The following is a 23,844-nucleotide window of genomic DNA, read 5'->3' on the forward strand; positions in this document are numbered from 1 at the left end:
GGCCGTTCAGTCGTCGACGGGCCTCCAGGCAGGCCCGTCGACGCCCGGGTGGATGCGGCCGAACACGACGTCGGCGAAGTGGATGCCGAACCCGATCGTGCGGGGCCTGCTCAGCTCGTCGACGAGGGCACGGCGGAAGTGCGTGGACCGGCGGCGGTCGTGGTCGACCGCGGCCCACCACTCCGGGTGCTCCATCTGGAGCGGGGAGTGGAACGCGTCGCCGAACGCGATCACCCGGTGCTCGCCTGCGGTGATCACATAGGCCGCGTGCCCCGCCGTGTGGCCGGGGGTGAACATGACCCGGACCCCGGGGAAGATCTCCTCGCCGTCGGACGCGGTGCGCACCGCGGGGCGCAGCGCATCGAGGGTCTCGCCGGAGGTGCCCTGCTCCTCGGCGAGGTGGCGCTGGGCCCACTCGGGTTCTGAGATCACGCAGCCTCGGGTGAACTCCCGGGCCCAGCCGATGTGGTCGCCGTGCAGGTGGGTGATCGCGACGGCCTCGATGTCGGCGGGGGTGCGGCCGAGCTCGGCCAGGTTCTCCGGCAGCGCGCCACCGTGGATGTCGCCGTGCACGTCGCCCGGCTGTGCCGGGGCCGCACGCGGGCCGAAGCCCGCGTCGATCAGCAGTGCCCGGTCGCCGCGTTCCACCAGCAACCCGCCGATCCCGGCCACGAGGTTGCCCGAGTCGTCGAGGTACTCGCGGTGCGTCGCCCAGACCTCGTCGGTGGTGTCCGGCAGCCAGCCCCGCGGCGAGAGCTGGACCGCGCCGTCGGGCACGTAGCTCAGCGTCGTGTCGCCGACCGTCAGCGACCGGATGCCCGAGGCTCGCCGGAGCCGCTCGTCCATGTCCCACCCCATCTGCATATGACTTGGAAGGTTCAAGTCATAAATATCATGACTTGATGGACCGTTGCTAGGCTGTACCCATGTCGATGGCGGACCGGCCGGCGGCCGCCGAGCGGGAGATCTGCGGGCTCGTGAACGGGCTCGCGAGCCAGATCGGCGCGCACGTGCGCGAGCGCGCGGTCAAGGTGGGGCTCACCGCCGCGCAGGCCACGGCGCTGCGCGAGCTGACCGGCCCGATGACCATGAGCGAGCTGGCCGACCGCATGGACTGCGAGCCGTCGAACGCCACCGTCGTGGTCGACCGGCTCGAGAGCCAGGGGGTGCTCGAACGCTGTCCGCACCCGACCGACCGCCGGGCCAAGCGGCTGGTCCTCACCGCCGACGGCGCGGCTCTCCGGGACCGGCTCCTGGAGCTGCTCGGCCAGGAGTCACCCCTCGCCGCCCTGACGGCGGAGGAGCAGGGCGTGCTTCGTGACCTGCTGCAGCGGGCGATCGTCCAGCGGCCTTGACCTCGACCTCGGTTCAGGTATGACGATCACGGTCATGACCTTCACGGACTACGAGCTGGCATACCTGCGGAGCCAGGGGCTCGGCCGGCTCGCCACCATCGGACCGAACGGCCCTCAGCTGACGGCCCTCGGCTTCTCGCTGAACGACGACGGCACCCTCGACATCGGCGGCCCGGCGCTGAGCAGGAGCCAGAAGTGGCGCAACATCGCGACGAACCCCGCCGTGTCGTTCGTCGTGGACGACATGACGCCGGACGAGCCCGATGCGGTCAAGCCCGGCTGGGGGCGCGGCATCGAGATCCGCGGTGACGCCGAACTGCTCACCGACCACGCCCCGCCCTCGTACGGCGGCAGCTGGTTCAGCAACGAGGTGATCCGCATCCACCCGCGGCGCATCCGCAGCTGGCACCTCGACCACGGGCAGGTCCAGTACAACCGCGACGTCGCGTAGGGGGAGCGTCGCCAGATCGTGCTGATGGCCACATGGTCAGAAGCGGTAGCGGAGCACCGTGGTGCCGCCCATCCGCGACGACCAGTCGCTGCCCGCGATCATCCGGCTGGCCAGCCTCCCGCTCAGCGGCATCGCGGCGACCTCCGGCGCCCTGGACAGGAAGATCTCCTCGGCGAGCGTCAGGCCGGGTACCCAGCGTTCGGGCTCGCGGGGGTCGTTGAAGCCGGGGTTGACCACGTCGCTGCCGATGGTCGCGAGGCTGCGCAGGTGCAGGAGGGCCCAGATCGCGACCTTCGTGTAGGCGTTGAACGCCAGTTCCCCGCCGGGGAGATGACCGACGAGCCGGTCGAGGAGCGAGACGAAGCCGTTCTGGGGGAGGAAGGCGATCAGGCCGTCGTGCACGACCACGCCCGGTCGATCGGCGGGCACGTCGTCCAGCCACCGGAGGTCGGTGACATCGGCGCCGATGCTGCGCGCGTTCGGGTGCCGGGGCACGACCTGCTCCCGGAGGGCGATCACCTCGGGGAAGTCGATGTCGTACCAGGCCACCGTCGACGGCGGGTCGATGCGGAAGATCCGGTTGTCCAATCCGGCGCCCAGGTCCAGCACGACGGCCTCGGGGTGGCGGATGACGAACTGCCGGACCGCCTCGTCGAGCCGCTTCGCGCGCACCGCGATGTCGAAGACCTTCATCCTCGGCTCGAGGAGCTTGCTGCGCATCGTGGGGAACTTCGCGGGGTCGTAGCCCGTCTTCCGGAGGATCTCGGCGGCCATCGGGTCGCCGAGGAAGGGGCGCGGCAGCCGGCTGTCGAGAGCGCGGCCGCTCAGCGTGAGGAACAGGCTCTCCTGCGCCGGCGTGAACGTCGGCAGCGTCATGCTCACGGTTCGGTCCTGTCTGCGTCCGCCCAGGCGGCTTCGGCCGCCTTCAGGACGGTGTCGTCGGTGTAGAGCCCGCGCGTGAAGAGCTCCAGGGTCGGCACGGTCATTCGGCGCAGCACCTCCGGACCGAAGTCCTCGTGGCCGAGCGCCCGCGCGAGCGGCCGGGGCATGGTCAGCACGGACAGGCTGATCAGAACGCTCAGCACGCCCAGCGCGCGCGGGTCGGAGGACGGGCGCATCGTGCCGTCCGCCGCGCCGGCGCGGAAGATCGCCTCGGACTCCGCGACGAGCCGTTCCACGAACGTGCCGGCGGCCGGTGCGTCGTCCTGGACCGCGCGGGCCATGTACTGCACGAGCAGCCGGTACTCGCCGGGGTCCGACAGGTACTCGCCGAGCAGGTCCGGGGTGCCCGCGGAAGCCGCCCGGGCCGTCAGCACCCGCAGCACGTGCTCGTCGCAGGCGGTGCGCAGGCCGTCCTTGTTGCCGAAGTGGTGGAAGACCAGCCCGACGCTCACGCCGGCCGCGGCCGCGATGGCGCGCACGTTCGCATTCCGGAAGTCGTCGCGGACGAACGCGGCGATCGCGGCGCCCCTGATGCGCGCCTTCGCGGTGAGGTCCGCGTCCTGGGCTGAACTCATGTTCAGTATGTTAAGCACTCGTTCAGTTACGAGTCAAGGCAGGATGCCCGGCGTGCGGAGACTGCGTGGTGCCCTCGTCCTGGCGGCCTGCGCCGTGATCGTCGTCGTGCTGGCCGGGGTGGCGATCGCCGACCCGTTCCACCTGCGCCACATCCGCTGGTTCACCGCGTCCGCGGTGCTGCTCGCCGTCCTGCTCGTCGCCGGGATGTTCGCCGTACTCACGCGCGGCGTACTGCGGGTGATCGTGCTGACGCTGGGCGGGGTCGCGGCGCTCGGCTGGGTGGGGCTCGTGGTGCTCGCCTCCCTGGTGACGGTCGAGAACCGCACGGTGTCCGAGGTGGAGGACGGCGGGCGGCGGCTCGTCGTCGTGGAGGCGACGGTCCCGGCCACCCGGCCCGTCTACGCCGTCGTGGTGCGTTCCGGGAGCGGAGCGTTCGAACAGGAGACCGTCATCTACCAGGGCGTCGAGGCCGGACCCCCGCCATCCGACGTCCGGTTCGTCGACGCCGACACCGTCGAGGTGCACACGGGCCCGTGCGTCTACCGCTCCGAGGTCGAGGCCGGCACCCTCGACGTCGACCCGGTCTACCGCACCCTGCGCCCCGACACCTGCTGACCCCGACTCGCGTGCACCGAGAGCGCGACTCGCGGGGCGTGGGGCTTCCACCTCCCGCGAGTCGGGGTGTGAGTGCGGGCGAGTCGGGGTCAGGGGAGGGGGAGCTCGGCCTCGGCGATGCTCGTCGGGGGCACGAGGCCGGCGTCGCCGGGCTGCAGCACCACCATGACGAACCGGACGGGTCCGTCGCCGATGCCGGAGTAGCGGTGCGGGGCGTGGGCCTGGAACAGCACCGTGTCGCCCGTGTCGAGGTGTTGCTCGGTGGCGCCGACGCGCAGGCCCAGGCGGCCGGACAGGACCGACAGCACCTCCTGGGTGCCCATCGGGTGCGCCTCGCCGTCGAAGCCGTCCCCGGGTTGCAGCGTCCAGTCCCACAGTTCGACGACGTCCGGCGGGTCGGTGCCGATCCGGAACACGGCGTTGCTCCCGGCCGCGCTGCTCCACAGGGTGGCCGCCTCGGCGGCCCGGCGGATCACGACCCGCGGCTCGGCGTCGCCGTCCACGAGCGACGCGACTCCGACGCGCAACGCGACGGCCAGCGAGACGAGGGTGGAGATGCTCGGGTTGCCGCGCGCGGTCTCGATCTGGATCACGGTGCCGCGGCTGACGCCGGCCGCGGCGGCGAGCGCGTCGATGGTCATCCGCCGCTGCTGGCGCAGGGCGCGCACGTTGCGGCCGACGGCCGTGGCGACGTCCTCGGGGGACTGCATGCGGACAGTTTGCCGTACCTCGGGGAATAGTTCGTTGTACTCCGGCGCTCCCCTCGGCTAGCGTCAACTCTGTTGCCCTGTCGAGTCTGTTTTGTTGAACCGAGGTTCGATGTCCGTTCCGTTCGCCCTGCCCGCCGCCGTCACGTACGGCATCGCCGACTTCTCCGGCGGGATGGCGGCGCGACGGGCGCCGGTGCTCGTCGTCACGGTTGTCGCGCAGGCCGCAGGGCTGCTGAGCCTGCTGCTCGTGATCGGCCTCGTCGCGGGCCGACCGTCCGCGGCCGCGTTCGGCTTCGGGGTGCTCGCCGGGATCGCCGGGGCCGGCGGCCTGCTGCTGTACCTGCACGCCCTCGCCGTCGGGCCGATGGGCGTGGTCGCGCCGGTGTCGGCGGTGATCAGCGCCGGCCTCCCGCTCGCCGTCGGGCTGATGGGTGGTGAGCGGCTCGGGCCGATCGCGGTGTTCGCCGTGGGGGTCGCACTCCTGGCCATCCTGCTGGCGACCACCGGCACCCGGAACGACCGGGCCGCCAGCACCGGCGTGCTGCTGGGCCTCGCCGCCGGCGTGGGTTTCGGCATGTTCTTCGTCGCGGTGGACGCCGCTCCCGCCGACTCGGGGCTGTGGCCGCTGCTCGCCGGGCGAGTCGCCTCGGTGGCGCTGCTCACCGGTCTCGTCCTCCGGCACCACCTGCCGCTGCCCACCCGCAGCCGCGCCGCGCGCCTCGCGCCCGTCACGGGCGAGGGTCCCGTGAGGACGGGGCGAGAAGCCCGTCCCGGCGCGCGCACCCTGGCGCTGATGGTGGCGAGCGGTGTGTTCGACACGCTCGCGAACGTGCTGTTCCTCGCGGCCACGCGCCTGGGCGATCTGGGGATCAGCGCGGTGGTGGTGTCGCTCTACCCCGTGGTGGTCGTGCTGCTGGCCCGAGTGGTGCTCGGCGAGCGCCTCACCCGCACCCAGTTGCTGAGCGCTGCGCTCGCACTGACGGCGAGCGCCCTGCTGGCCGCTGCCTAGTGTCCCGCGCGCTACTGGCGCCAGGACGGCAGCCACAGCTGCGAGTCCCACATCTGCGGCGTGATGGGCAGGCCCATCAGGATGGGCCACAGCCAGACGAAGTTGGCGACGACCAGACCGGTCCAGAGCCCGACGACGAGCAGGCCGGTCCGGCGGCGTTCCGGCCCGGCGCCTGCCGGTCCGAGCACCACACCCATCGCCAGCACCGTGGCCAGCACCAGGAACGGCGCCAGCGGCGCCATGTAGAAGTAGTACATCTGGCGGGCCATGTTCGCGAACCACGGCAGGATGCCGGCCGCGTACGCCAGCAGCACCGCGGCGTAGCGCCAGTCGTAGCGGGTGAGCATCCGCCACAGGGCGAAGCCCAGCACGATCACCGCGGGCCACCACAGCGCCGGCGTGCCGATGAGCATCACCGCACTGATGCAGTCGCTGCGCCCGCAGCCGCTCACCCGGTCGCCCGACGCGTAGTAGTAGAGCATCGGGCGCAGGCCCATCGGCCACGTCCACGGCTTGGACTCCCACGGGTGCACCCCGCTGGCCTGGGTGGTGAGCCCCTCGTGGAACTCCAGCACCTTGCCGCTGTAGTACCACAGCGAGCGCACCGCGTCGGGCAGGAACGACCACGGGCCGCCGGTGCCCACGTCGACGCCCACGGCGTAGCGGTCGGTGCCGGTCTCGCTGCGGAACCACCCCCACCACGCCGACAGGTAGGCCAGCACCGGGATGACGGCCAGCGCCCACAACGCGGGCCCGAGGTCACGGCGCAGCGTGCCGACCCACGGCCTGAGCACCCCCGCGGCACGGCGGGCATCGACGTCGAAGAGCATCACCAGCAAGGCGAAGCCGGCCACCCAGTACGACCCGGACCACTTGACCGCGCACCCCCAGCCCAGCAACGCACCGGCCAGCAGCCGCCACCACCGCACGCCCAGCCTCGGCCCGAACGGGGTGTCGTGGATGCGGCCATCGGTGAGTACCAGCGCCATGCGGGCCCGCACGTCGGCGCGGTCGCAGAGCAGGGCGGCGAACGCGGCGAGCACGAAGAACGCCGAGAAGCTGTCCAGCATCCCCATGCGCGACTGCACGTGCGAGAGCCCGTCGCAGATCAGCAGGATCCCGGCGATCCCGCCCAGCAGCGTCGAACCGGTGAGCCGGCGCGCGACCCGGATGACCAGCAGCACGGTGAGCACACCGGCCAGCGCGGACGCAGCCCGCCACCCGAACCCGTCGTAGCCGAACAGGTACTCGCCCAGCGCGATGAGCTGCTTGCCCAGCGGCGGGTGCACCACCAGCTCGTAGCCCGGGTTGTCCTCCACCCCGCCGTTGCGCAGCATCTGCCAGGCCTGCGGCACGTAGTGCTTCTCGTCGAACACCGGGGTGCCGCCGTCGGTGGGGTAGCCGAGGCCGGTGAAGCGCACCACGCCCGCGACCAGCGTGAGGGAGACCGTGACGATCCAGCCGCGCAGCCGGTCCGTGGGCGGCGGGGGCCCGAGCACCGCGGTGGGGTCGAGCGGGCGCGGGGGCACCTCCGGGCTCGTGCCCAGCGGCCGGACGCCGCCGACGGGCCGCTCACCCGAGGCCTGCCGGGTGCCCACCCCCTCGACCGCCCGGCTGACCACGGGCCCGATCGTAGGCTGTGGCCCGTGTCCACTGGCTCTGGTCCCGGTCGCCTCGTGCTCGCCGCCACCCCGCTCGGCGATGCCCGCGACGCCTCCCAACGGTTGCGCGAGGCGATGGCCGAGGCGGACGTCGTCGCCGCGGAGGACACGCGGCGGCTGCGGTCCCTCGCGGCCGCGCTCGGCGTGCCGGTCGCCGGGCGCGTGATCAGCCACTACGACGCGGTCGAGGCGGCCCGGCTGCCCCGCCTGCTCGACGACGTCCGGTCCGGCCGGACCGTGCTCGTCGTGACCGACGCCGGGATGCCGGCCGTGTCCGACCCGGGCTACCGGCTGGTCGCCGCGGCCGCCGAGGCGGGCCTGCCGGTCACGTGCCTGCCCGGGCCGTCGGCCGTGACCACGGCGCTCGTGCTGTCCGGACTGCCGGCCGAGCGGTTCTGCTTCGAGGGCTTCGCCCCGCGCCGCGACGGCGAGCGGCGGCGCTGGCTGGCCGGCCTCGTTGCCGAGCGCCGGGCGGTGGTGTTCTTCGAGTCCCCGCACCGGCTCGCCGACACCCTCGCCGCCGCCGTCGACGTGCTGGGTCGTGACCGCGCGGCGGCGGTGTGCCGGGAGCTGACCAAGGTGCACGAGGAGGTGCTGCGCGGGCCGCTGGAAGGGCTCGCGCAGTGGGCGGCCGAGGGACCGGTGCGCGGCGAGATCACGGTGGTGCTGGCCGGGGCGGCGCCCGCCGAGGTGCCCGCCGTCGAGTCCCTGGTGGACGCGGTGCAGGAGCGGGTGGCCGACGGCGAGCGCCTGAAGGACGCCGTCGCCGCCGTCGCCGAGGCCACCGGCGTCCGGAAGCGCGAGCTCTACGCGGCCGCGCTGGCCACCCGTCCCTGACCGGCACTGTCGGCGGCACGAAGTCGGGGCCTGGAGTTCACGGGTCGTTCACCCCGACGGGTGACGATCACGGCATGACCGCTCCGGCGGGCCGGCGTTCCGGCAGGCGGGTCCTCAGCTGGTTGCTCGCGCTCGCGCTGCTGGGCGTGATCGGGTTCGTGGTGCTCCGCGACGTCGGCGGGCGGGAACCGGAGCCGGCGGCCACCACCGTCGTCACGGGGGTGATCGGTTCGGAGAAGGCCGAGTTCTTCGCCGACGAGCGGGTGCGGGCGGCCTTCCTGGCCCACGGCCTCGAGGTGCGGGTCGACCCGGCCGGGTCGCGCCAGATCGCCACCACCGTGCGGCTCGACGGCTACGACTTCGCCTTCCCCTCCAGCTCGCCCGCCGCCGACAAGCTGCTCGCGCAGCACCCGGCCGCGCGGACGTACGCCCCGTTCTCCTCCCCGATGGCGGTGGCGACGTTCGCGCCGATCGTCGACCTGCTCACGCAGGCCGGCGTCGTCGCGCCCGGCAGCACCACCTTGGACGTGCAGCGGTACCTGGAGCTCGCCGCCGCCGGCACACGGTGGGACCAGCTGCCGGGCAACACCGCCTTCCCGGCGCGCAAGGACGTGCTGCTCTCGACCACCGCGCCGTGCCAGTCCAACTCCGCGGCCATGTACCTGGGCATCGCCTCCTACGTGGCGAACGCCGACGGGGTGGTCCCGGACCGGACGGTCGCCGCGCAGGTGACGCCGTCCGTCCAGCCGCTCTTCCGCGACCAGGGCTACCTGCCGCCCACCACCGAGGTGCTGTTCGAGGACTACCTGTCGGCCGGGATGGGCCGGGTGCCCATGGCACTGGTCTACGAGGCCCAGTACCTGGCCGAGGAGCTCTCGCCGGACCCGGTGCTGCCCGCCGACGGCCGGCTGCTCTACCCGAGCCCGACGATCTTCTCCCGGCACACGCTCGTGCCGCTCACCCCGGCAGGTGACCGTGTCGGGGAGCTCCTGACCACCGACCCGCAGCTCGTCGCGCTCGTCGCCGAGCACGGCTTCCGGCCCACCGACCCCCGCGCCTTCGGGGCGGCGTTCCGGGACCGCGGGCTGCCGGAACCACCCGCGCTCGTCGACGTGGTGGAGCCGCCGTCCTTCGACACCCTGGAGGGGATGTTGACGCTGCTCGGGTGCGCCCCGTGAGGCGGATCGCCGCCGCGGCCGTCGCGGTACTCGCGCTCGTGGCCGGATGCGGTGGCGGTGAGAGCACCGCGGCCCCGCTGGACGTGGGGCCGTCCGGCGCCCCGGTGACGCTGCGCGTGCTCGCCGGCAGCGAGCTCCTCGACCTCGAACCGGTCCTCGCCGAGGCGGGCGCCGCCACCGGGGTTCGGATCCAGCTCGACCCGGTCGGCACGCTCGACGGCGCCGAGGCCGTGGCGTCCGGCGTCGCGGCGGCCGACCACGACGCGATCTGGTTCTCCTCGAACCGCTACCTCGCGCTCCAACCCGGCGCCCAGGCCCGGCTCGGCACGGCCACCGACATCATGTCCTCGCCGGTGGTGCTCGGCCTGCGGCGGTCGGTGGCCGAGCGGCTCGGCTGGGCCGGCCGCCCGGTCACCTGGGCGGAGATCGCGGCCGCTGCCGGAACGCGGCAGTTCACCTACGGGATGACCGACCCGTCCGCGTCCAACTCGGGCTTCTCGGCCGTGGTGGCCGTGGCCACGGCGTTGGCCGGTGCGGGGTCGGCGCTCACCCTGGAGCAGGCGGAGTCGGCGGTGCCCGCGCTGCGCGACTTCTTCGCCGCCCAGACCCTCTCCGCCGGGTCATCGGGTTTCCTGCAGGAGGCGTTCGTCCGCCGGGCCACCGGCGCCGATCCCGGCGAGCCGGTCGACGGTCTGATCAACTACGAGTCCGTGCTGCAGGAGATGAACGCCACCGGCACGCTTCCCGAGCCGCTCGAGCTGATCCGGCCCGCCGACGGCGTCGTCACGGCCGAGTACCCGTTCACGGTGCTCGCCTCCGCCTCGCCGGAGGCGCGGGACGCGTACCGCAGGCTCGTCGAGCACCTGCGCACACCGGACGTCCAGCGCGCGATCGCGGAGCACACCCACCGGCAGCCCGCGGTGCCCGGCGTCCTCCCCGCACCGGCCGGCACGGCCGTCGAGCTGCCGTTCCCGGCGCAGGCCGACGTCGTCGACGCCCTGCTCACCAGCTACTTCGACAAGCTCCGCCGTCCGTCACGCACGATCTACGTGCTGGACACGTCGGGTTCCATGGAGGGGGACGAGCGCATCGGGGCGCTGCGGCGCTCGCTCGCCGGGCTCGCGGGGGCCGACGCGTCGCTCACCGGGCAGTTCCGCCGGTTCCGGGGCCGGGAGCAGGTCACGCTCCTGCCGTTCTCCTCCCATCCGGCGCCGCCGGAGACGTTCACGGTGGCCGAGGACGACCCGGGCCCGGACCGGCAGCGGATCGCCGACGCCGGTGCCGCCCTCCGGCCGGGCGGCGACACCGCGATCTACGACAGCCTGCGGGAGGCGTACCGGATCGCGCAGGAGCAGATAGCGGCCGATCCCGACCGCTTCACCTCGATCGTGCTGATGACCGACGGTGGGAACACCACCGGGGCCGACCTCGGGTCGTTCCGGGCCTCCGTCGGGCCCCGGCCCGCCGTGCCGGTGTTCTGCGTGCTCTTCGGGGAGAGCAACGTCGAGGAGATGGACGAGGTCGCCCGGCTCACCGGGGGCCGCACCTTCGACGCCCGCACCGCGCCGCTCGCGGAGGTCTTCAAGGAGATCCGCGGGTATGTCTGACCGGGTACGCCGCTACCTGACCTCGCGGAAGAACATCGCGGGGATGGCCGGAGCGCTGGCCGGCGCCGGGCTGCACCTCGCGGGCGTGGTCGGTGACGTGTGGCCGGTGGTCGCCGTCGGGCTGTACGGGGTGGGCGCGCTCGTCGGGCCGGCCGACCCACCTGCCGATCCGCCCGAGCCCCGCCTGACCGACGCGCTGCGCTCCGAGGCCGCCGCCCTCCTCCGCCGGGTGCAGGGGCGGTCCGGTGCCCTCCCGGAGGGCACGGCCGCGGAGATCGGCCGGATCGTCGGCGCCGTCCGGCTCGCGCTCGACCGGCTCGACCAGGTGGCGGACCGGGAGACCGACCGGATCGCGGCGCCCGAACACCTCGCCGACGCCGCCGAGATCGTGCGCGTCGAGCTGCCCCAGTGCCTGGACACCTACCTCGGGCGCGCCCCCACGACCCCCGAGGAGCCGGCGGCCCGGGAGCTGCGGGCCCAGTTGGAGCTGGTGGCCGGGCGGGTCGACCGCCTCGTCGCGCAGGTCCCCGACGTCCACGCGCGGCGAGCCGAGGACCTGACGCGGGAGATGCGGGAACGGCACGAGCGGCCGTAGCCGCATCAGCTGTGGGTGATCTTCAGCCCGTAGATCACGACCTGGCCGACGTCCGACGGGTCGGCGCCCTTGCTGGGGTTGGAGTTCACGTACGCGCCGGCCTTGAAGTAGTTCCCGGACCCGCTGATGGGCAGGGTGGCCTTCATCGCGCCGTTGAACCAGACCTTCACGGTCCCCTCGGCCGACTGGATCTTCACGCGGAACCGGTCGCCGAGCTTGTAGGAGGGGTCGAGCACGACGTCCTTGTCGCCGTCGGCGTACTTCACCGTGAGCCTGGTGCCGGACAGGTGGATCTGCATGACGTCGTCGTCGCCGCCGTGGATCTGGGCGGAGATGACGTCCGGCTTGGTGGACGGCGTCTTCGTGATGGCCTCTTCGAGCTCCATCGTGTGCGTGCCGGACCCACCGTCCCAGCTGGCGTTCTCGCCGCCGATCATCTCCCGCAGCTCGGAGCGCGGGTAATGGCTGTTCTCCGTGGTGGCGCCGCCCGCGTTGGCGGTGAAGACGACACCGTTCTTCGCGTCGTTGAGCTGGAACCACTTGCTGGTGTAGGTGGCGAGGTCCTTGGTGTCGATGGTGTCCGGGTGGCCTTCCGACCCGCTGGGCAGGGTGAGGTACCACTTGCTGGCATCGATGATCTGGGCGGGGAACCGGGCGGCGCGGGCCACGGCGGCACCGAGCCCGTCGCCGTTCTCGCCGTCCGTCTTCTCGCCGTCCTTGTTCTCGGCGTCCTCCTCGGAAGGCGCCTCGGAGGTGGATGGCGGTGGTGCCTCGGTGGTCGGCTCGGGCTCGGGAGGGGGCAGCAGCTCGGGGACGGGCAGCTCGGGTGTGGGCAGGTCCGCCAGGTCGCGCGAGGCGAGGTTGACGTCCTTCTCCGCGGGCGGGCCGAGCGCGCCCGCCATCGAGAGCATGCTGCCGATCACCGCGATCACCGCCGCCATGGCGACGGCGACGACGATCGTGCTGTGGTGCGGCGCGGAACGCCTGCCGCGCGCGTGGTCGCCCTGCTCCGACTGCTGCTCGTACGAAGCGGACGATGCGCGGCGCATTCCGGGGAAGCGGTGCCGGGCCACGAACCTGCCTTCCGGATCGACGACCGGTCCGGGACGGCCGGCTCGGGGGTGCCGGGCGGGGTGGGGAGTCCCCGTATCCGTTTCGTGACCGGTCCGGTCGAGAGGAAAGCTATCTGTGGGGCCGGCCCCGGTTGCCTGTGCACCGGCGAGAGGAATGATCTCTGCGATGAGCGGTTCCGACATTAGGCCATTCGGCCCAACGGGTGATCAGTTGCCGGCGGACGGCGCCGGCGCAGGCGCCGGGCGGCGGGACCGAACCCACCGTGCCGCCGGCTCCACCAGGCGCGCGGCCACCGGGCCGATCACCGCCATCAGCAGCACGTAGGTGGTGGCGAGCGCGGTCAACGTGTCGTCCACCGCCGCGTACGCGACGGCCAACCCGGCGATGACGATCGAGAACTCCCCGCGCGCGATGAGCGCGGCGCCCGCGCGGGCCCGCCCCAGCGGGCCGATGCCCACCCGGCCCGCGGCGAACCAGCCGGTGGCGAGCTTCGTGAGCGTGGTGGCGGCGGCGAGGACGACGGCCCAGCCGAGCACCGGCGGGATCGATGCCGGGTCCGTGTTCAACCCGAACACCACAAAGAACACCGCGGCGAACAGGTCCCGCAGCGGTTCGAGCAGCTTGGTGGCGTTCTCGGCGGTGGACCCGGAGATGGCGATGCCGAGGAGGAACGCGCCGACCGCGGCCGAGACCTGCATCGCGGAAGCGAATCCGGCCACCAGCAGCGCGAGGCCCAGCACCTTGAGCAGGAACACCTCGCGGTCGGGCGAGTCGACCACGGCGGAGACGAACCGCCCGTAGCGCAGCGCCACCACCAGCACGACGACGAGCACCGCCACCGAGATCCCGACCGCGCCGAGCGCGCCCATGATGGTCACCCCGACCAGGACCGCGGTCAGGATCGGCAGGTACAGGGCCATCACGAGGTCCTCGAACACGAGGATCGACAGCACGACCGGGGTCTCGCGGTTACCGAGCCGGCCCAGGTCGCCGAGGACCTTCGCGACGATCCCGGACGACGAGATGTACGTGATCCCGCCCATCACGAGCGCTCCGACCGGCCCCCAGCCCAGGATCAGTGCCACGGCCGCGCCGGGTGCGGCGTTCAGCACGACGTCGAGCACCCCTGCGGTCCACGAGCGACGCATGCCGTCGATCAGCTCGCTCGCCGAGTACTCCAGGCCGAGCAGCAGGAGCAGCAGGACGACGCCGACCTCGCCCGCGATCGCGGTGAACCCCTCGATGCCCTGCAGCGGCACGACACCACCGGTGCCGAAGAACAGGCCGCCCAGCAGGTAGAGCGGGATGGGGGACAGGCCGATCCGGCCGGCGAGCCTGCCCAGCAGGCCCAACCCGAAGAAGACTGCCCCGAGCTCGATGAGTTCCAGCGCGGTCTCGTCCACTAGCCGCCGCGCTTCAGAATCTTGATCGCGTTGTCGAGGCCCTCGGACGTGCCGACGGTGACCATGAGGTCGCCCGCGGTCAGGGTGAAGTCGGGTGTGGGGCTGGCGTGCACCTGCCCGGCGCGCATCACGGCGACGACGGAGACACCGGTGCGGGTGCGCAGCGCGGTGTCGCCCAGCGTGCGGCCGTCGAACGGCGCGCCGACCGGGATCTGCCGGGTGTGGATGCCCGGCAGGTCCCGGTGCTCCTCGCTGAGCTGCGCGACGAGCTGCGGGGCGCCCAACAGGTTGGCGAGCGCCCCCGCCTCCTCGGCGGTGAGCGGGAGTTCGGCGAGGCACGCGTCGGGGTCGTCGGACTTGGACAGGATGAGATCGATCTTGCCGTCGCGATGGGTGACGACGCCGATCCGCCGACCGTTGCGCAGGGCGAAGTCCTTGCGCACTCCGATGCCGGGCAGGGGGGTGACCTCCACGTTCACGCTTTCACACTAGCCACCGATACCCTCTGGCCATGCGGGTCGTGATGTACGAGGCGCCGCCGGACGTCGAGGCGATGCTCGCCGAACGTCGCCGGCTGGGTCTGGACGTGCGCGACGAGATGTGGGACGGAGTACTGCACATGGTTCCACCGCCCGGTGGCCCGCACCAGCTCCTCAGTACCCGGTTCGTCATGGCGGTCGGGCCACTCGCGCAGCACGCCGGGCTGGAGCCGATGATGGAGACCGGGCTCTTCCGTGCGGCGGGTGACTTTCGGGTACCCGACCAGTTGTACTGCCGTCCCGAGCACCTCTCCGACCGCGGTGTCGAACGTGCCGAGCTCGTCGTCGAGGTTCGCTCGGAGCGGGACGAGACCTACGAGAAGGCGCCCTGGTACGCGCAGATGGGCGTCCAGGAGATGATCGTCCTGCACCCGCGCGACCGGCGTGCCGAGCTGTTCCGGGCACTCGGCGGGCAGCTTGTTCCGGTCCAGGCCGGTGCGGACGGAGAGCTCGTGTCCGAGGTCCTCGGCATCACGATGCGCACCGTCGACGGCAAGCTCGAGATCACCTGGGACGGCGGCTCCGCCACCGTCTGACCGGGCGCGAAACCGGGATGCGGCCCGGGCATAGGCTTGGCCGCATGAGTTCCCACGTGCTGACCGCCGTGGCCTGGCCCTATGCCAACGGCCCTCGGCACATCGGCCACGTCTCCGGCATCGGTGTGCCCTCCGACGTGTTCGCCCGTTACCAGCGGATGGTCGGCAACCGGGTGCTCATGGTCTCCGGCAGCGACGAGCACGGCACCCCGATCCTGGTGCAGGCCGAGAAGGAGGGCCTCACCCCGCAGCAGACCGTGGACAGGTACCACCGCGTGATCGCGGACGACATGCGCGGGCTCGGCGTCACCTACGACCTCTACACCCGCACCACCACCGGCAACCACGCCGACGTCGTGCAGCAGATCTTCCTGTCGCTGCACCGCAACGGGTACGTGGTGCCGAAGACCACGACCGGGGCGATCAGCCCGTCCACCGGGCGCACGCTGCCCGACCGTTACGTGGAGGGCACCTGCCCGATCTGCGGCTACGACGGCGCGCGCGGCGACCAGTGCGACAACTGCGGCAACCAGCTCGACGCCGCCGACCTGATCAACCCGCGGTCGCGGATCAACGGTGAGGTGCCGAAGTTCGTCGAGACCGAGCACCTGTTCCTCGACCTGCCCGCGTTCACCGAGACGCTCGGCAAGTGGCTGGCGTCGAAGACCGGCTGGCGCCCGAACGTCGTGAACTTCACCAAGAACCTCGTCGACGACATGCGACCGCGGCCGATCACCCGCGACCTGGACTGGGGCGTCACGATCCCGCTCGACGGGTGGCGCGACCAGCCGCTCAAGAAGTTCTACGTGTGGTTCGACGCGGTGATCGGCTACTTCTCGGCGAGCGTCGAGTGGGCGCGGCGCACCGGCGACGCCGACGCGTGGAAGGCGTGGTGGAACGACCCGGACGCCGAGCACGTCTACTTCATGGGCAAGGACAACATCACCTTCCACGCCCAGATCTGGCCCGCGCTCCTGCTGGGGCACAACGGCCAGGGCGACCACGGCGGTGAGCCGGGGCCGTACGGCGTGCTGGACCTGCCCACGGAGATCGCGTCGAGCGAGTTCCTCACGATGAGCGGGTCGAAGTTCTCCACCTCCCGCGGCACCGTGATCTACCTGAACGACTTCCTGCGCGAGTTCGGGCCGGACAGCCTGCGGTACTTCATCGCGGCGGCCGGCCCGGAGACCCAGGACGTCGACTTCACGTGGGACGAGTTCCTGCGCCGGATCAACTTCGAGCTGGCCAACGAGTGGGGCAACCTCGTCAACCGGGCGATCTCGATGGCCCACAAGAACAACGGGGCCATCCCCGCGCCCACCTCGCCCGCGGCCGCCGACGCCGAGCTGCTCGCGCTGTCGAAGGCGGCGTTCGACACCGTGGGCGCGCACCTGGCGCGGTCGCGGTTCCGGGCCGGGCTCAGCGAGGCGATGAAGGTCGTCTCCGCGGCCAACCGGTACCTGTCCGACCAGGAGCCGTGGAAGCTGAAGGACGACCCGGGCCGCCGCGACGCGGTGCTGCACACGGCCCTTCAGGTCGTCCAGGACGCCAACACGCTGCTCACCCCGTTCCTGCCGCACTCGGCGCAGACGGTGCACGAGGCGCTCGGCGGCACCGGCCTCTGGGCGGCTCAACCGGAGCTTTCGGACGTGCCCGACCTCGACATCCCCGGCCGGATCAACCCGATCCTCACCGGCGACTACACGAAGGAGCAGGCGCGCTGGGCGTCCACGCCGATCGAGGTCGGCCGCCCGCTCGGCAAGCCCACGCCGATCTTCCGGAAGCTCGAGCCCGAACTCGCCGAGACAGGACCCGAGTGGGCCCCGATCGCGAAATGAGCCCTCGTATCCACTCACGGGGCCGGAGGCCCTGGTGAGTGGTGCTCACGGGCGCCGGGAGGCGCCTCCACCTCCCGAACCACTCGGCGCGGCCACCGTCGATTCGCACACCCACCTCGATGCCTGCGGGTGCGTCACAGCCGCTGACGTCGCGGCTGCGATGGACCGGGCCGCGGCGGTCGGCGTGACCAGGGTGGTCACCGTGGCCGACGACCTCGCCTCGGCGCGGTGGGTGGTGCAGGCGGCGCACTGGGACGAGCGGGTCGTGGCGGCCGTCGCGCTGCACCCCACCCGGACGGCCGCGCTCACCGAGGACGACCACGCCGAGATCGAGCGCCTCGCCCGCGACCCGCGCGTGGTGGCGGTGGGGGAGACCGGGCTGGACTACTACTGGGACTTCTCCCCTCCGGACGCCCAGCAGCACGCGTTCCGCTGGCACATCGACCTCGCCAAACGCCTCGGCAAGCCGTTGATGATCCACGACCGGGACGCCCACGACGACGTCCTGCGCATCCTCCGCGAGGAGGGGCCGCCGGACACCGTGGTGTTCCACTGCTTCTCCGGGGACGCCGCGATGGCGCGCGAGTGCGCCGACTCCGGGTACGTGCTGTCGTTCGCGGGTCCGGTCACGTTCCGCAACGCCCGCGCGCTGCAGGAGGCAGCGGTCGTCGTGCCGGAGGAGCAGCTGCTCGTCGAGACCGATGCACCGTTCCTCACGCCGCACCCGCACCGCGGGCGCGCCAACGAGCCCTACTGCCTGCCGTGGACCGTGCGCGGCCTCGCGGACCTGCGGAAAGTGCCGGATGACCGGATGGCCGCGATCGCCGGGCGTAACGCCGAGCGGGTGTTCCGGCTCGCTGAGCTGCCACCCGGCGCAATGCCCGGAACGCCCATCGGCGACGCGTCGCGCTCGGCGTAGCGCGTGGGCCGTTCGGCGCTGCCCGAGTGTCGGGGTTAGACCTCGGCGCTCACCGTCCGTTACGGTTCCGTGATCGCAAAGCCGGGGTGGGGAATCGCTCCCCAGCTAAGGCGGGCACGGTGGTCCGGGGCGCTCCCCCTAGATCACGGCCTCCGGGCCACCGTGACCGCGACCCATCCCCTGCCCGGTCCGACGAGGTCTGGAAGCCCGTGGTCGACGTCCCAACGCGCGCTCGGCGAGGTGCCGATGCCCGCGCCCGGCTCTCCGCCGCGGAGGTCGTGGACGACCCGTACGCGGCCTGGTACGCCGGCGGCGACCCGGAGGCTCCCGAGGCCGTCGCCACGGCGGCGCTGGACGTCGTGCCGCCGGCCACCCCCGCGGCCCGCTCGACCCTGACCCGCTCACGGGCCCACCGCCGGGCCCACCCCGCCGGGCCCGCCGACCGGGGCATCGCCACCGGGCAGTTCCGGCCGATCGTCACGCACCCCACGGACGGCTCCGCCGACGACGCCTCGGCCGACCCCGAAACGGGCGAGCTGCCCGTCATCGCGCCGGACGACGTCACCGGCCCGCTCCCGGTCGTTCCCACCGAACGCACGGGGGCGCGCCTGCCCGCCGTCGAACGCACCGGCCCGCGGGCAGCGGCCGCGCCGGTCGTCGAGCGCGCCGGCGCCACCGAGGTCACGGGCCCGCAGCCCGTCGTCGGCGACACCCGGAACGGCGTCACCCAGAACGGCGACGTCCGGAACGGCAACACCCGGAACGGCGGCGCCGCGCCGGAGCCGCCGCGCGTCACGGCCCCGGCCTGGACGGCGTACCTGAACGACGCCCCGACCGGGCCGATGCCGGTGATCCGGGACGAGTCGTTCACGCACCCGATCGGGACGGTCACGGCGCCCGTCGAGGTCGTGCCTGCGCCTGCCGCTCCCGCGCCTCCCGCACCCGCGCCCGCCCCCACCCCCACTCCGGCTCCGGCGCCCGCTGTCGTGCCCCGGCCGCGGCCCACCGCCGCGCCGGATGCCGCACCGCGGCGCTCCCGCCGGGACCGGCGCCTCGCCGAGCAGGCCCCGAAGCGCGGCGGCCTGCTGCTGCGCGTCACGATCGTCGCCGTCGTCCTCGCGATGCTCGGCGGCGGTGCGAGCGCGCTCGCCGCCGACAAGACGATCACGGTGACCGTCGACGGCAAGAACCGGATCGTGCACACCTTCGCCGGAGACGTCGCATCGGCGCTCCAGGCCGCCGGTATCGACGTCACCCCGCAGGACCGCGTGGAGCCCGCGCCGTCCACCGAGGTCGTCGACGGCGACGAAGTGATCTTCACCCACGCCCGCACGCTGACCCTCGTCGAGGGCAGCTCGCAGCGCGACCTGCCGATCCCCGCCACCACGGTGGAGGAGGCGATGCAGATCCTCGGCCTGGAGGCCGCGCCCATCCAGATGTCCGCCCCGCCGTCCACGCAGATCCCCCTCGACGGGCTCCGGCTGGAGCTGCGCGTGCCGCGCACCGTGACGTTCACCGACGGAACGGGCGCGCCCGGGCCGGTCACGACGACGTCCGGCACGGTCGCCGGGCTGCTCGCCGAGAAGGGCATCGAGCTCGGGCTCGACGACGTCTCGGTCCCGTCGGCGGACACCCCGCTCACCGAGGGCATCGACGTGCACGTCGTGCGCAACGGTGAGGGCGAGGTGGTCGAGGTCCGGCCGATCCCGCCACCGGAGCAGATCATCGAGGACGCGGAGCTGCCGCGGGGCAAGCGGGTGGTCGTCGAGAAGGGGACGCCCGGCGAGCAGACCGCGATCATGCGCGTCTACGTGCAGAACGGGCAGGAGACCCGCCGCGAGCAGGTCCGGGCCGGCAGCATGACGCAGCCGACACCGCGGGTCGTGCGGCTCGGCACGAACGACAGCCTCCGGGCGCCGGTGGTGGCCGACGGCAGCGTGTGGGACCGCCTCTCGAAGTGCGAGGCCACCGGGAACTGGGCGGTCAACTCCGGCAACGGCTACTACGGCGGCCTCCAGTTCGACGCCGGCACCTGGCGCGCGTACGGCGGTACGGACTACGCACCGCTCCCGCACCAGGCCTCGCGCGAGGAGCAGATCGCCATCGCGTCGCGGGTCCGGGACGACCGGGGCGGCTACGGCGCGTGGCCCGCGTGCTCCCGCCGGCTCGGCCTGCCGCAGTGACCGGCATGCTTACCGGGTGACGGCTACGCAGGTTCGGTTGCTGGGTCCTGCGGAGGTGCGGGCGCTGGCCGCCGAGCTCGACCTGCGGCCCACGAAGCGGCTCGGGCAGAACTTCGTGCACGACCCGAACACGGTGCGCCGCATCGTCAAGGCGGCCGAGCTGGCACCGGACGACGTCGTCGTGGAGGTCGGCCCCGGGCTCGGCTCGCTGACGCTCGCCCTGCTCCCGGCCGTGCGCGCCGTGCACGCCGTGGAGATCGACCCGGTGCTCGCGGGCCGCCTGGCCGCGACGGTCGCCGACCGGGCACCCGCGCTCGCCGACCGGCTCACCGTGACCGCCGCCGATGCGCTCGGCCTGCGCGCCGCGGACCTGCCCGGCCCCGCGCCGACCGCGCTCGTGGCGAACCTGCCCTACAACGTCGGCGTACCGGTGGTGCTGCACCTGCTGGCCGAGCTCCCGCAGCTGCGCCGGGGACTGGTGATGGTGCAGTCCGAGGTCGCCGAGCGGCTCGCCGCGGCGCCGGGCGGCCGGACGTACGGGGTGCCGAGCGCGAAGCTCGCCTGGTTCGCCGCGGCCCGACGGGCGGGGCCGGTGCCTCGCGCGGTGTTCTGGCCGGTGCCCAACGTGGACTCGGGGCTGCTCGCCTTCGAGCGCCGGGAGCCGCCGCCAGGTGACCGCGAGACCGTCTTCCGCCTGATCGACACGGCCTTCGCCCAGCGCCGCAAGGCCCTGCGGTCCGGCCTCGCGGGCCGGGCGGGCTCCCCGGCCGCCGCCGAGGCCGCCCTCCGCGCCGCCGGCATCGACCCCCTCGCCCGCGCCGAGACCCTCTCCGTCGGCGACTTCGCCCGCCTCGCCACCGCCCTCCCCTGAGGGCGCGAGCCGGGGTGCGGGTGCACGGGGGCGGGCCGCGGCACGTCGGGTGGGGACGCACGTAGGGTTGACCGGTGCTCGCCGCCGTCCCACCACCGGTCACCGTGCGTGTACCCGCCAAGATCAACTTGCATCTCGCGGTCGGGTCGCCGCGCACCGACGGCTACCACGACCTCGTCACCGTCTTCCACGCGGTGAGCCTGTTCGACGAGGTCACGGTCGCGGCGAGTGACGCGTCCGGCATCGAGGTGCACGGCGAGGGCGTCTCCGAGGTGCCCGCGGACGAGACGAACCTCGCCTGGCGGGCCGTCCAGGTCCTCGCCGAGAAGGCCGACCGCGAACCGGACGTGCGGCTGGTGCTGCGCAAGGGCATCCCGGTGTCCGGCGGCATGGCAGGTGGCAGCGCGGACGCGGCGGCGGCGCTCGTCGGGCTCTCGGCGCTGTGGAAACTCGACCTCAGCCGCGACGAGCTGTCGGTGCTCGCCGCCGAGCTGGGCAGCGACGTCACGTTCGCGCTCTACGGCGGCACGGCCGTCGGCACGGGACGAGGCGAGCAGATCGTCCCGGTGCTGTCGCGTCACACCCAGCACTGGGTGATCGCGCTGCACCGCGGTGGCCTCGCCACGCCGGCGGTGTTCCGGGAGCTCGATCGGCTGCGTGGCGACAGGACATCGGCGGAGCAGCCCACGGACCGGCCCGTCGAGCCCGTTCTGGAGGCGCTCGCCGGCGGCGATCCGCGCCAGCTGGCGCTCAGCCTCGGGAACGACCTGCAGGCCGCGGCCGTGAGCATGGCCCCCGACCTGCGCCGCACGCTGCGCGCGGGCGTGGCGGCGGGCGCGCTCGCCGGACTGGTGTCCGGTTCCGGCCCGACCTGCGCCTTCCTGTGCACGGGCGCCGAGGCGGCGCTGGACGTCGCCACGGAGCTGGCCGGCGTCGGCGTGTGCCGCACGGTCCGGATCGCGCACGGCCCGGTTCCGGGCGCCCGCCTGGTCGACCAGCACGAACCGCCTCCGGCGAGCCCACCGCCCACCTCGTGGCCGCCGGTGCGTGCCTGATGGCGGGACAGAACCTGGTCAACCTCGAGACCGTCACCGCGCACGTCCCCGGCGACGCGTCGCGGGTGCTGCTGAACGCCGTGTCGCTCGGCGTGGAGCAGGGTGAGCGGATCGGCGTGGTCGGGCTGAACGGCGGCGGCAAGACCACGCTGCTGGACATCATCACCGGGGCCCGTGAGCCGAACGGCGGCCGCGTGAGCCGGCTCGGCGGCCTGAACCTCGCCCACCTCGCCCAGTCCGACGCCCTGCCCGCCGGCGCGCGCGTGCGGGACGTGGTGCTGGCGGCGTGGGCCGGCGCCGCGGAGCACGAGTGGGCGGGCGACCCGAAGGTCCGCGACGTCCTCGACGGGCTGGGCATCACCGACCTGGAGCGCGGCGTCGAGGGCCTCTCCGGCGGGGAGAAGCGGCGCGTCGCGCTCGCGGCCACGCTCGTCGGCGACCCGGATCTCGTCGTGCTCGACGAGCCCACGAACCACCTCGACGTCGAGGGCATCACCTGGCTCGCCGAGCACCTGATCGCCCGCCGCTCCGGGGTGGTGGTCGTCACGCACGACCGGTGGTTCCTCGACGCGGTCTGCACCCGCACCTGGGAGGTCGCGAACGGCCGGGTGGAGAGCTACCTCGGCGGCTACGCGGACTGGGTCTACGCCCGGGCCGAGCGTGCCCGGCAGTCCGACGCCGCGGAGGCGCGCCGCCAGAACCTCGCGCGCAAGGAGCTGGCCTGGCTGCGCCGCGGCGCGCCGGCCCGCACGTCGAAGCCGCGGTTCCGCATCGAGGCGGCGGAGGCGCTGATCGCCGACGTCCCGCCGCCCCGCAACGCGGTCGAGCTGCTCGGGTTCGCCACCAACCGGCTCGGGCGCACGGTGCTGGAGCTGGAGGACGCCACCGCGGTGGTGGCCGGGCGCACGCTGCTGGACCGCGTCACCTGGCGGGTCGGCCCGGGCGACCGGATCGGGATCGTCGGCGTCAACGGGTCGGGCAAGACCACGCTGCTGCGCACGCTCACCGGGGAGCGCCCGCTCGACGGCGGGCGGCTGGTCCGGGGCAGCACCGTGCAGCTGGCGGAGCTCACCCAGGAGCTCGTCGACCTGCCCGAGGACATGCGGGTGCTGGAGGCCACCGAACAGGTCGCCAAGTTCGTGCGCCTCGGCAAACTGGAGCTGACGGCGTCCTCGGTACTGGAGCGGCTGGGATTCCCGGCGGCGCGGCAGTGGACGCCGGTCGGTGACCTGTCCGGCGGGGAGCGGCGACGGCTGCAGCTCACCCGGCTGCTGATGGCCGAGCCGAACGTCCTGCTGCTCGACGAGCCCACCAACGACCTCGACGTCGACACCCTCGCCCAGCTCGAGGACCTCCTCGACGGCTGGCCGGGCACGCTCGTCGTCGTCAGCCACGACCGCTACCTCGTCGAGCGGGCCTGCGACACGGTGGTCGCGCTGCTCGGGGACGGGAAGGTCACCCACCTCCCGGGCGGGATCGGCGAGTACCTGCGGCTCCGGGCGGCGGCCGGGGGCGCCGCGGCGCCCTCCTCGGCGCAGCGGGCCAAGCCCGCGTCGAGCGCCGCGCAGCAGCGGGCCGCCCGCAAGGAGGCCGGGCGGTTGGAACGGCGCATGGCGGCGCTCGCAGCCGACGAGGAGCGGTTGCATGTTCAGCTCGCGGAGGCGGCCACCGACCCCGAGCGGCTGATGGCGCTCGACCGCGAGCTGAAGGCCGCGGTCACCGAACGGGAGGCGGTGGAGCTCGAGTGGCTCGCCGCCGCGGAGCTCGCCGAATCCTAGTATCCGCCGGTAACACCCTGTCGGGTGATGCGGTCGCGACCAGCAGCGACCGTGTGTCCCCTCACGATGACCGGACGCTGCGTCATTCGGGCTACGCCGTCACGCTATCGTG

General features: G+C 73.3%; 23 protein-coding genes. 15 read left to right on the forward strand and 8 right to left on the reverse strand.

All coding sequences use genetic code 11. The features are described 5' to 3' along the window. Window positions 1–6: 6 nt before the first annotated feature. Window positions 7–846: an MBL fold metallo-hydrolase gene (locus ACU436_RS40690; protein ID WP_459032501.1), complete on the reverse strand. Its 840-nt coding sequence runs from the start codon at window positions 844–846 to the stop codon at window positions 7–9. 80 nt (window positions 847–926) lie between these two features. Between ACU436_RS40690 and ACU436_RS40695 the strand changes: the two genes are divergently transcribed. Together ACU436_RS40695 and ACU436_RS40700 are read left to right on the forward strand one after the other, a co-directional pair. Then, window positions 927–1,355, forward strand: coding sequence for a MarR family winged helix-turn-helix transcriptional regulator (locus ACU436_RS40695; protein WP_459032502.1), 429 nt, complete (start codon window positions 927–929; stop codon window positions 1,353–1,355). Window positions 1,356–1,389: 34 nt separating this feature from the next. Then, complete coding sequence (locus tag ACU436_RS40700) at window positions 1,390–1,806, forward strand: PPOX class F420-dependent oxidoreductase (RefSeq protein ID WP_459032503.1); 417 nt, start codon at window positions 1,390–1,392, stop codon at window positions 1,804–1,806. A 36-nt stretch (window positions 1,807–1,842) separates the two neighbouring features. Here ACU436_RS40700 and ACU436_RS40705 read toward each other — a convergent pair whose 3' ends face one another. Continuing rightward, on the reverse strand, window positions 1,843–2,682 hold the full coding sequence (locus ACU436_RS40705; protein ID WP_459032544.1) for a class I SAM-dependent methyltransferase: 840 nt from the start codon (window positions 2,680–2,682) through the stop codon (window positions 1,843–1,845). Between the two features lie 2 nt (window positions 2,683–2,684). Then, window positions 2,685–3,323, reverse strand: a complete 639-nt coding sequence (locus ACU436_RS40710) for a TetR family transcriptional regulator (RefSeq protein WP_459032504.1) — start codon at window positions 3,321–3,323, stop codon at window positions 2,685–2,687. A gap of 52 nt (window positions 3,324–3,375) precedes the next feature. Here ACU436_RS40710 and ACU436_RS40715 point away from each other — a divergent pair, with 52 nt between their 5' ends. Continuing rightward, window positions 3,376–3,939, forward strand: coding sequence for a hypothetical protein (locus tag ACU436_RS40715; RefSeq protein WP_459032505.1), 564 nt, complete (start codon window positions 3,376–3,378; stop codon window positions 3,937–3,939). A gap of 89 nt (window positions 3,940–4,028) precedes the next feature. Here ACU436_RS40715 and ACU436_RS40720 read toward each other — a convergent pair whose 3' ends face one another. Continuing rightward, on the reverse strand, window positions 4,029–4,649 hold the full coding sequence (locus tag ACU436_RS40720) for a helix-turn-helix domain-containing protein (RefSeq protein WP_459032506.1): 621 nt from the start codon (window positions 4,647–4,649) through the stop codon (window positions 4,029–4,031). A gap of 109 nt (window positions 4,650–4,758) precedes the next feature. Here ACU436_RS40720 and ACU436_RS40725 point away from each other — a divergent pair, with 109 nt between their 5' ends. Then, entirely contained in the window at window positions 4,759–5,658 is a 900-nt protein-coding gene (locus ACU436_RS40725; RefSeq protein WP_459032507.1) for an EamA family transporter, read from the forward strand. Window positions 5,659–5,669: 11 nt separating this feature from the next. Here ACU436_RS40725 and ACU436_RS40730 read toward each other — a convergent pair whose 3' ends face one another. Further along, window positions 5,670–7,280, reverse strand: a complete 1,611-nt coding sequence (locus ACU436_RS40730; RefSeq protein WP_459032508.1) for a dolichyl-phosphate-mannose--protein mannosyltransferase — start codon at window positions 7,278–7,280, stop codon at window positions 5,670–5,672. A gap of 24 nt (window positions 7,281–7,304) precedes the next feature. On the opposite strand from ACU436_RS40730, the gene rsmI reads away from it, so the two are divergent. From rsmI to ACU436_RS40750, 4 genes are all read left to right on the forward strand, one after another. Continuing rightward, on the forward strand, window positions 7,305–8,156 hold the full coding sequence (gene rsmI / locus ACU436_RS40735) for a 16S rRNA (cytidine(1402)-2'-O)-methyltransferase (RefSeq protein ID WP_459032509.1): 852 nt from the start codon (window positions 7,305–7,307) through the stop codon (window positions 8,154–8,156). A 74-nt stretch (window positions 8,157–8,230) separates the two neighbouring features. Beyond that, complete coding sequence (locus ACU436_RS40740; RefSeq protein ID WP_459032510.1) at window positions 8,231–9,334, forward strand: hypothetical protein; 1,104 nt, start codon at window positions 8,231–8,233, stop codon at window positions 9,332–9,334. After that, window positions 9,322–10,941: a vWA domain-containing protein gene (locus ACU436_RS40745; RefSeq protein WP_459032511.1), complete on the forward strand. Its 1,620-nt coding sequence runs from the start codon at window positions 9,322–9,324 to the stop codon at window positions 10,939–10,941. Before ACU436_RS40740 ends, ACU436_RS40745 begins: the two co-directional genes overlap by 13 nt. Then, the gene (locus ACU436_RS40750) at window positions 10,934–11,536 is read left to right on the forward strand and encodes a hypothetical protein (RefSeq protein WP_459032512.1); all 603 of its coding nucleotides are present in this window, start codon (window positions 10,934–10,936) and stop codon (window positions 11,534–11,536) included. The genes ACU436_RS40745 and ACU436_RS40750 overlap by 8 nt, the downstream gene beginning before the upstream one ends. Window positions 11,537–11,541: 5 nt before the next feature. Here the strand turns inward: ACU436_RS40750 and ACU436_RS40755 are convergent, their stop codons facing one another. The 3 genes from ACU436_RS40755 to ACU436_RS40765 form a co-directional block, all read right to left on the reverse strand. Continuing rightward, window positions 11,542–12,609, reverse strand: coding sequence for a polysaccharide lyase family 7 protein (locus ACU436_RS40755; protein ID WP_459032513.1), 1,068 nt, complete (start codon window positions 12,607–12,609; stop codon window positions 11,542–11,544). Between the two features lie 207 nt (window positions 12,610–12,816). Then, window positions 12,817–14,013, reverse strand: coding sequence for a cation:proton antiporter (locus ACU436_RS40760; RefSeq protein WP_459032514.1), 1,197 nt, complete (start codon window positions 14,011–14,013; stop codon window positions 12,817–12,819). Further along, window positions 14,013–14,492, reverse strand: a complete 480-nt coding sequence (locus tag ACU436_RS40765; protein ID WP_459032515.1) for a cation:proton antiporter regulatory subunit — start codon at window positions 14,490–14,492, stop codon at window positions 14,013–14,015. Before ACU436_RS40765 ends, ACU436_RS40760 begins: the two co-directional genes overlap by 1 nt. Before the next feature lie 32 nt (window positions 14,493–14,524). Between ACU436_RS40765 and ACU436_RS40770 the strand changes: the two genes are divergently transcribed. The 7 genes from ACU436_RS40770 to ACU436_RS40800 all read left to right on the forward strand — a co-directional run bounded on the left by ACU436_RS40770 (window position 14,525) and on the right by ACU436_RS40800 (window position 23,732). Further along, complete coding sequence (locus ACU436_RS40770; protein ID WP_459032516.1) at window positions 14,525–15,088, forward strand: Uma2 family endonuclease; 564 nt, start codon at window positions 14,525–14,527, stop codon at window positions 15,086–15,088. Between the two features lie 44 nt (window positions 15,089–15,132). Next, on the forward strand, window positions 15,133–16,926 hold the full coding sequence (metG, locus tag ACU436_RS40775) for a methionine--tRNA ligase (protein ID WP_459032517.1): 1,794 nt from the start codon (window positions 15,133–15,135) through the stop codon (window positions 16,924–16,926). A gap of 34 nt (window positions 16,927–16,960) precedes the next feature. Further along, complete coding sequence (locus ACU436_RS40780; RefSeq protein ID WP_459032518.1) at window positions 16,961–17,845, forward strand: TatD family hydrolase; 885 nt, start codon at window positions 16,961–16,963, stop codon at window positions 17,843–17,845. Window positions 17,846–18,054: 209 nt separating this feature from the next. Then, window positions 18,055–20,028, forward strand: coding sequence for a transglycosylase family protein (locus ACU436_RS40785; protein ID WP_459032519.1), 1,974 nt, complete (start codon window positions 18,055–18,057; stop codon window positions 20,026–20,028). Window positions 20,029–20,044: 16 nt separating this feature from the next. Continuing rightward, window positions 20,045–20,899, forward strand: a complete 855-nt coding sequence (rsmA, locus tag ACU436_RS40790) for a 16S rRNA (adenine(1518)-N(6)/adenine(1519)-N(6))-dimethyltransferase RsmA (RefSeq protein WP_459032520.1) — start codon at window positions 20,045–20,047, stop codon at window positions 20,897–20,899. Between the two features lie 74 nt (window positions 20,900–20,973). After that, entirely contained in the window at window positions 20,974–21,954 is a 981-nt protein-coding gene (locus tag ACU436_RS40795; RefSeq protein ID WP_459032521.1) for a 4-(cytidine 5'-diphospho)-2-C-methyl-D-erythritol kinase, read from the forward strand. Next, window positions 21,954–23,732 (forward strand): ABC-F family ATP-binding cassette domain-containing protein, encoded by a 1,779-nt coding sequence (locus tag ACU436_RS40800; RefSeq protein ID WP_459032522.1) that lies wholly within the window; start codon window positions 21,954–21,956, stop codon window positions 23,730–23,732. Before ACU436_RS40795 ends, ACU436_RS40800 begins: the two co-directional genes overlap by 1 nt. The last annotated feature ends 112 nt before the right edge of the window (window positions 23,733–23,844 follow it).

The organism is Pseudonocardia wallangbongensis (genome assembly GCF_054486945.1).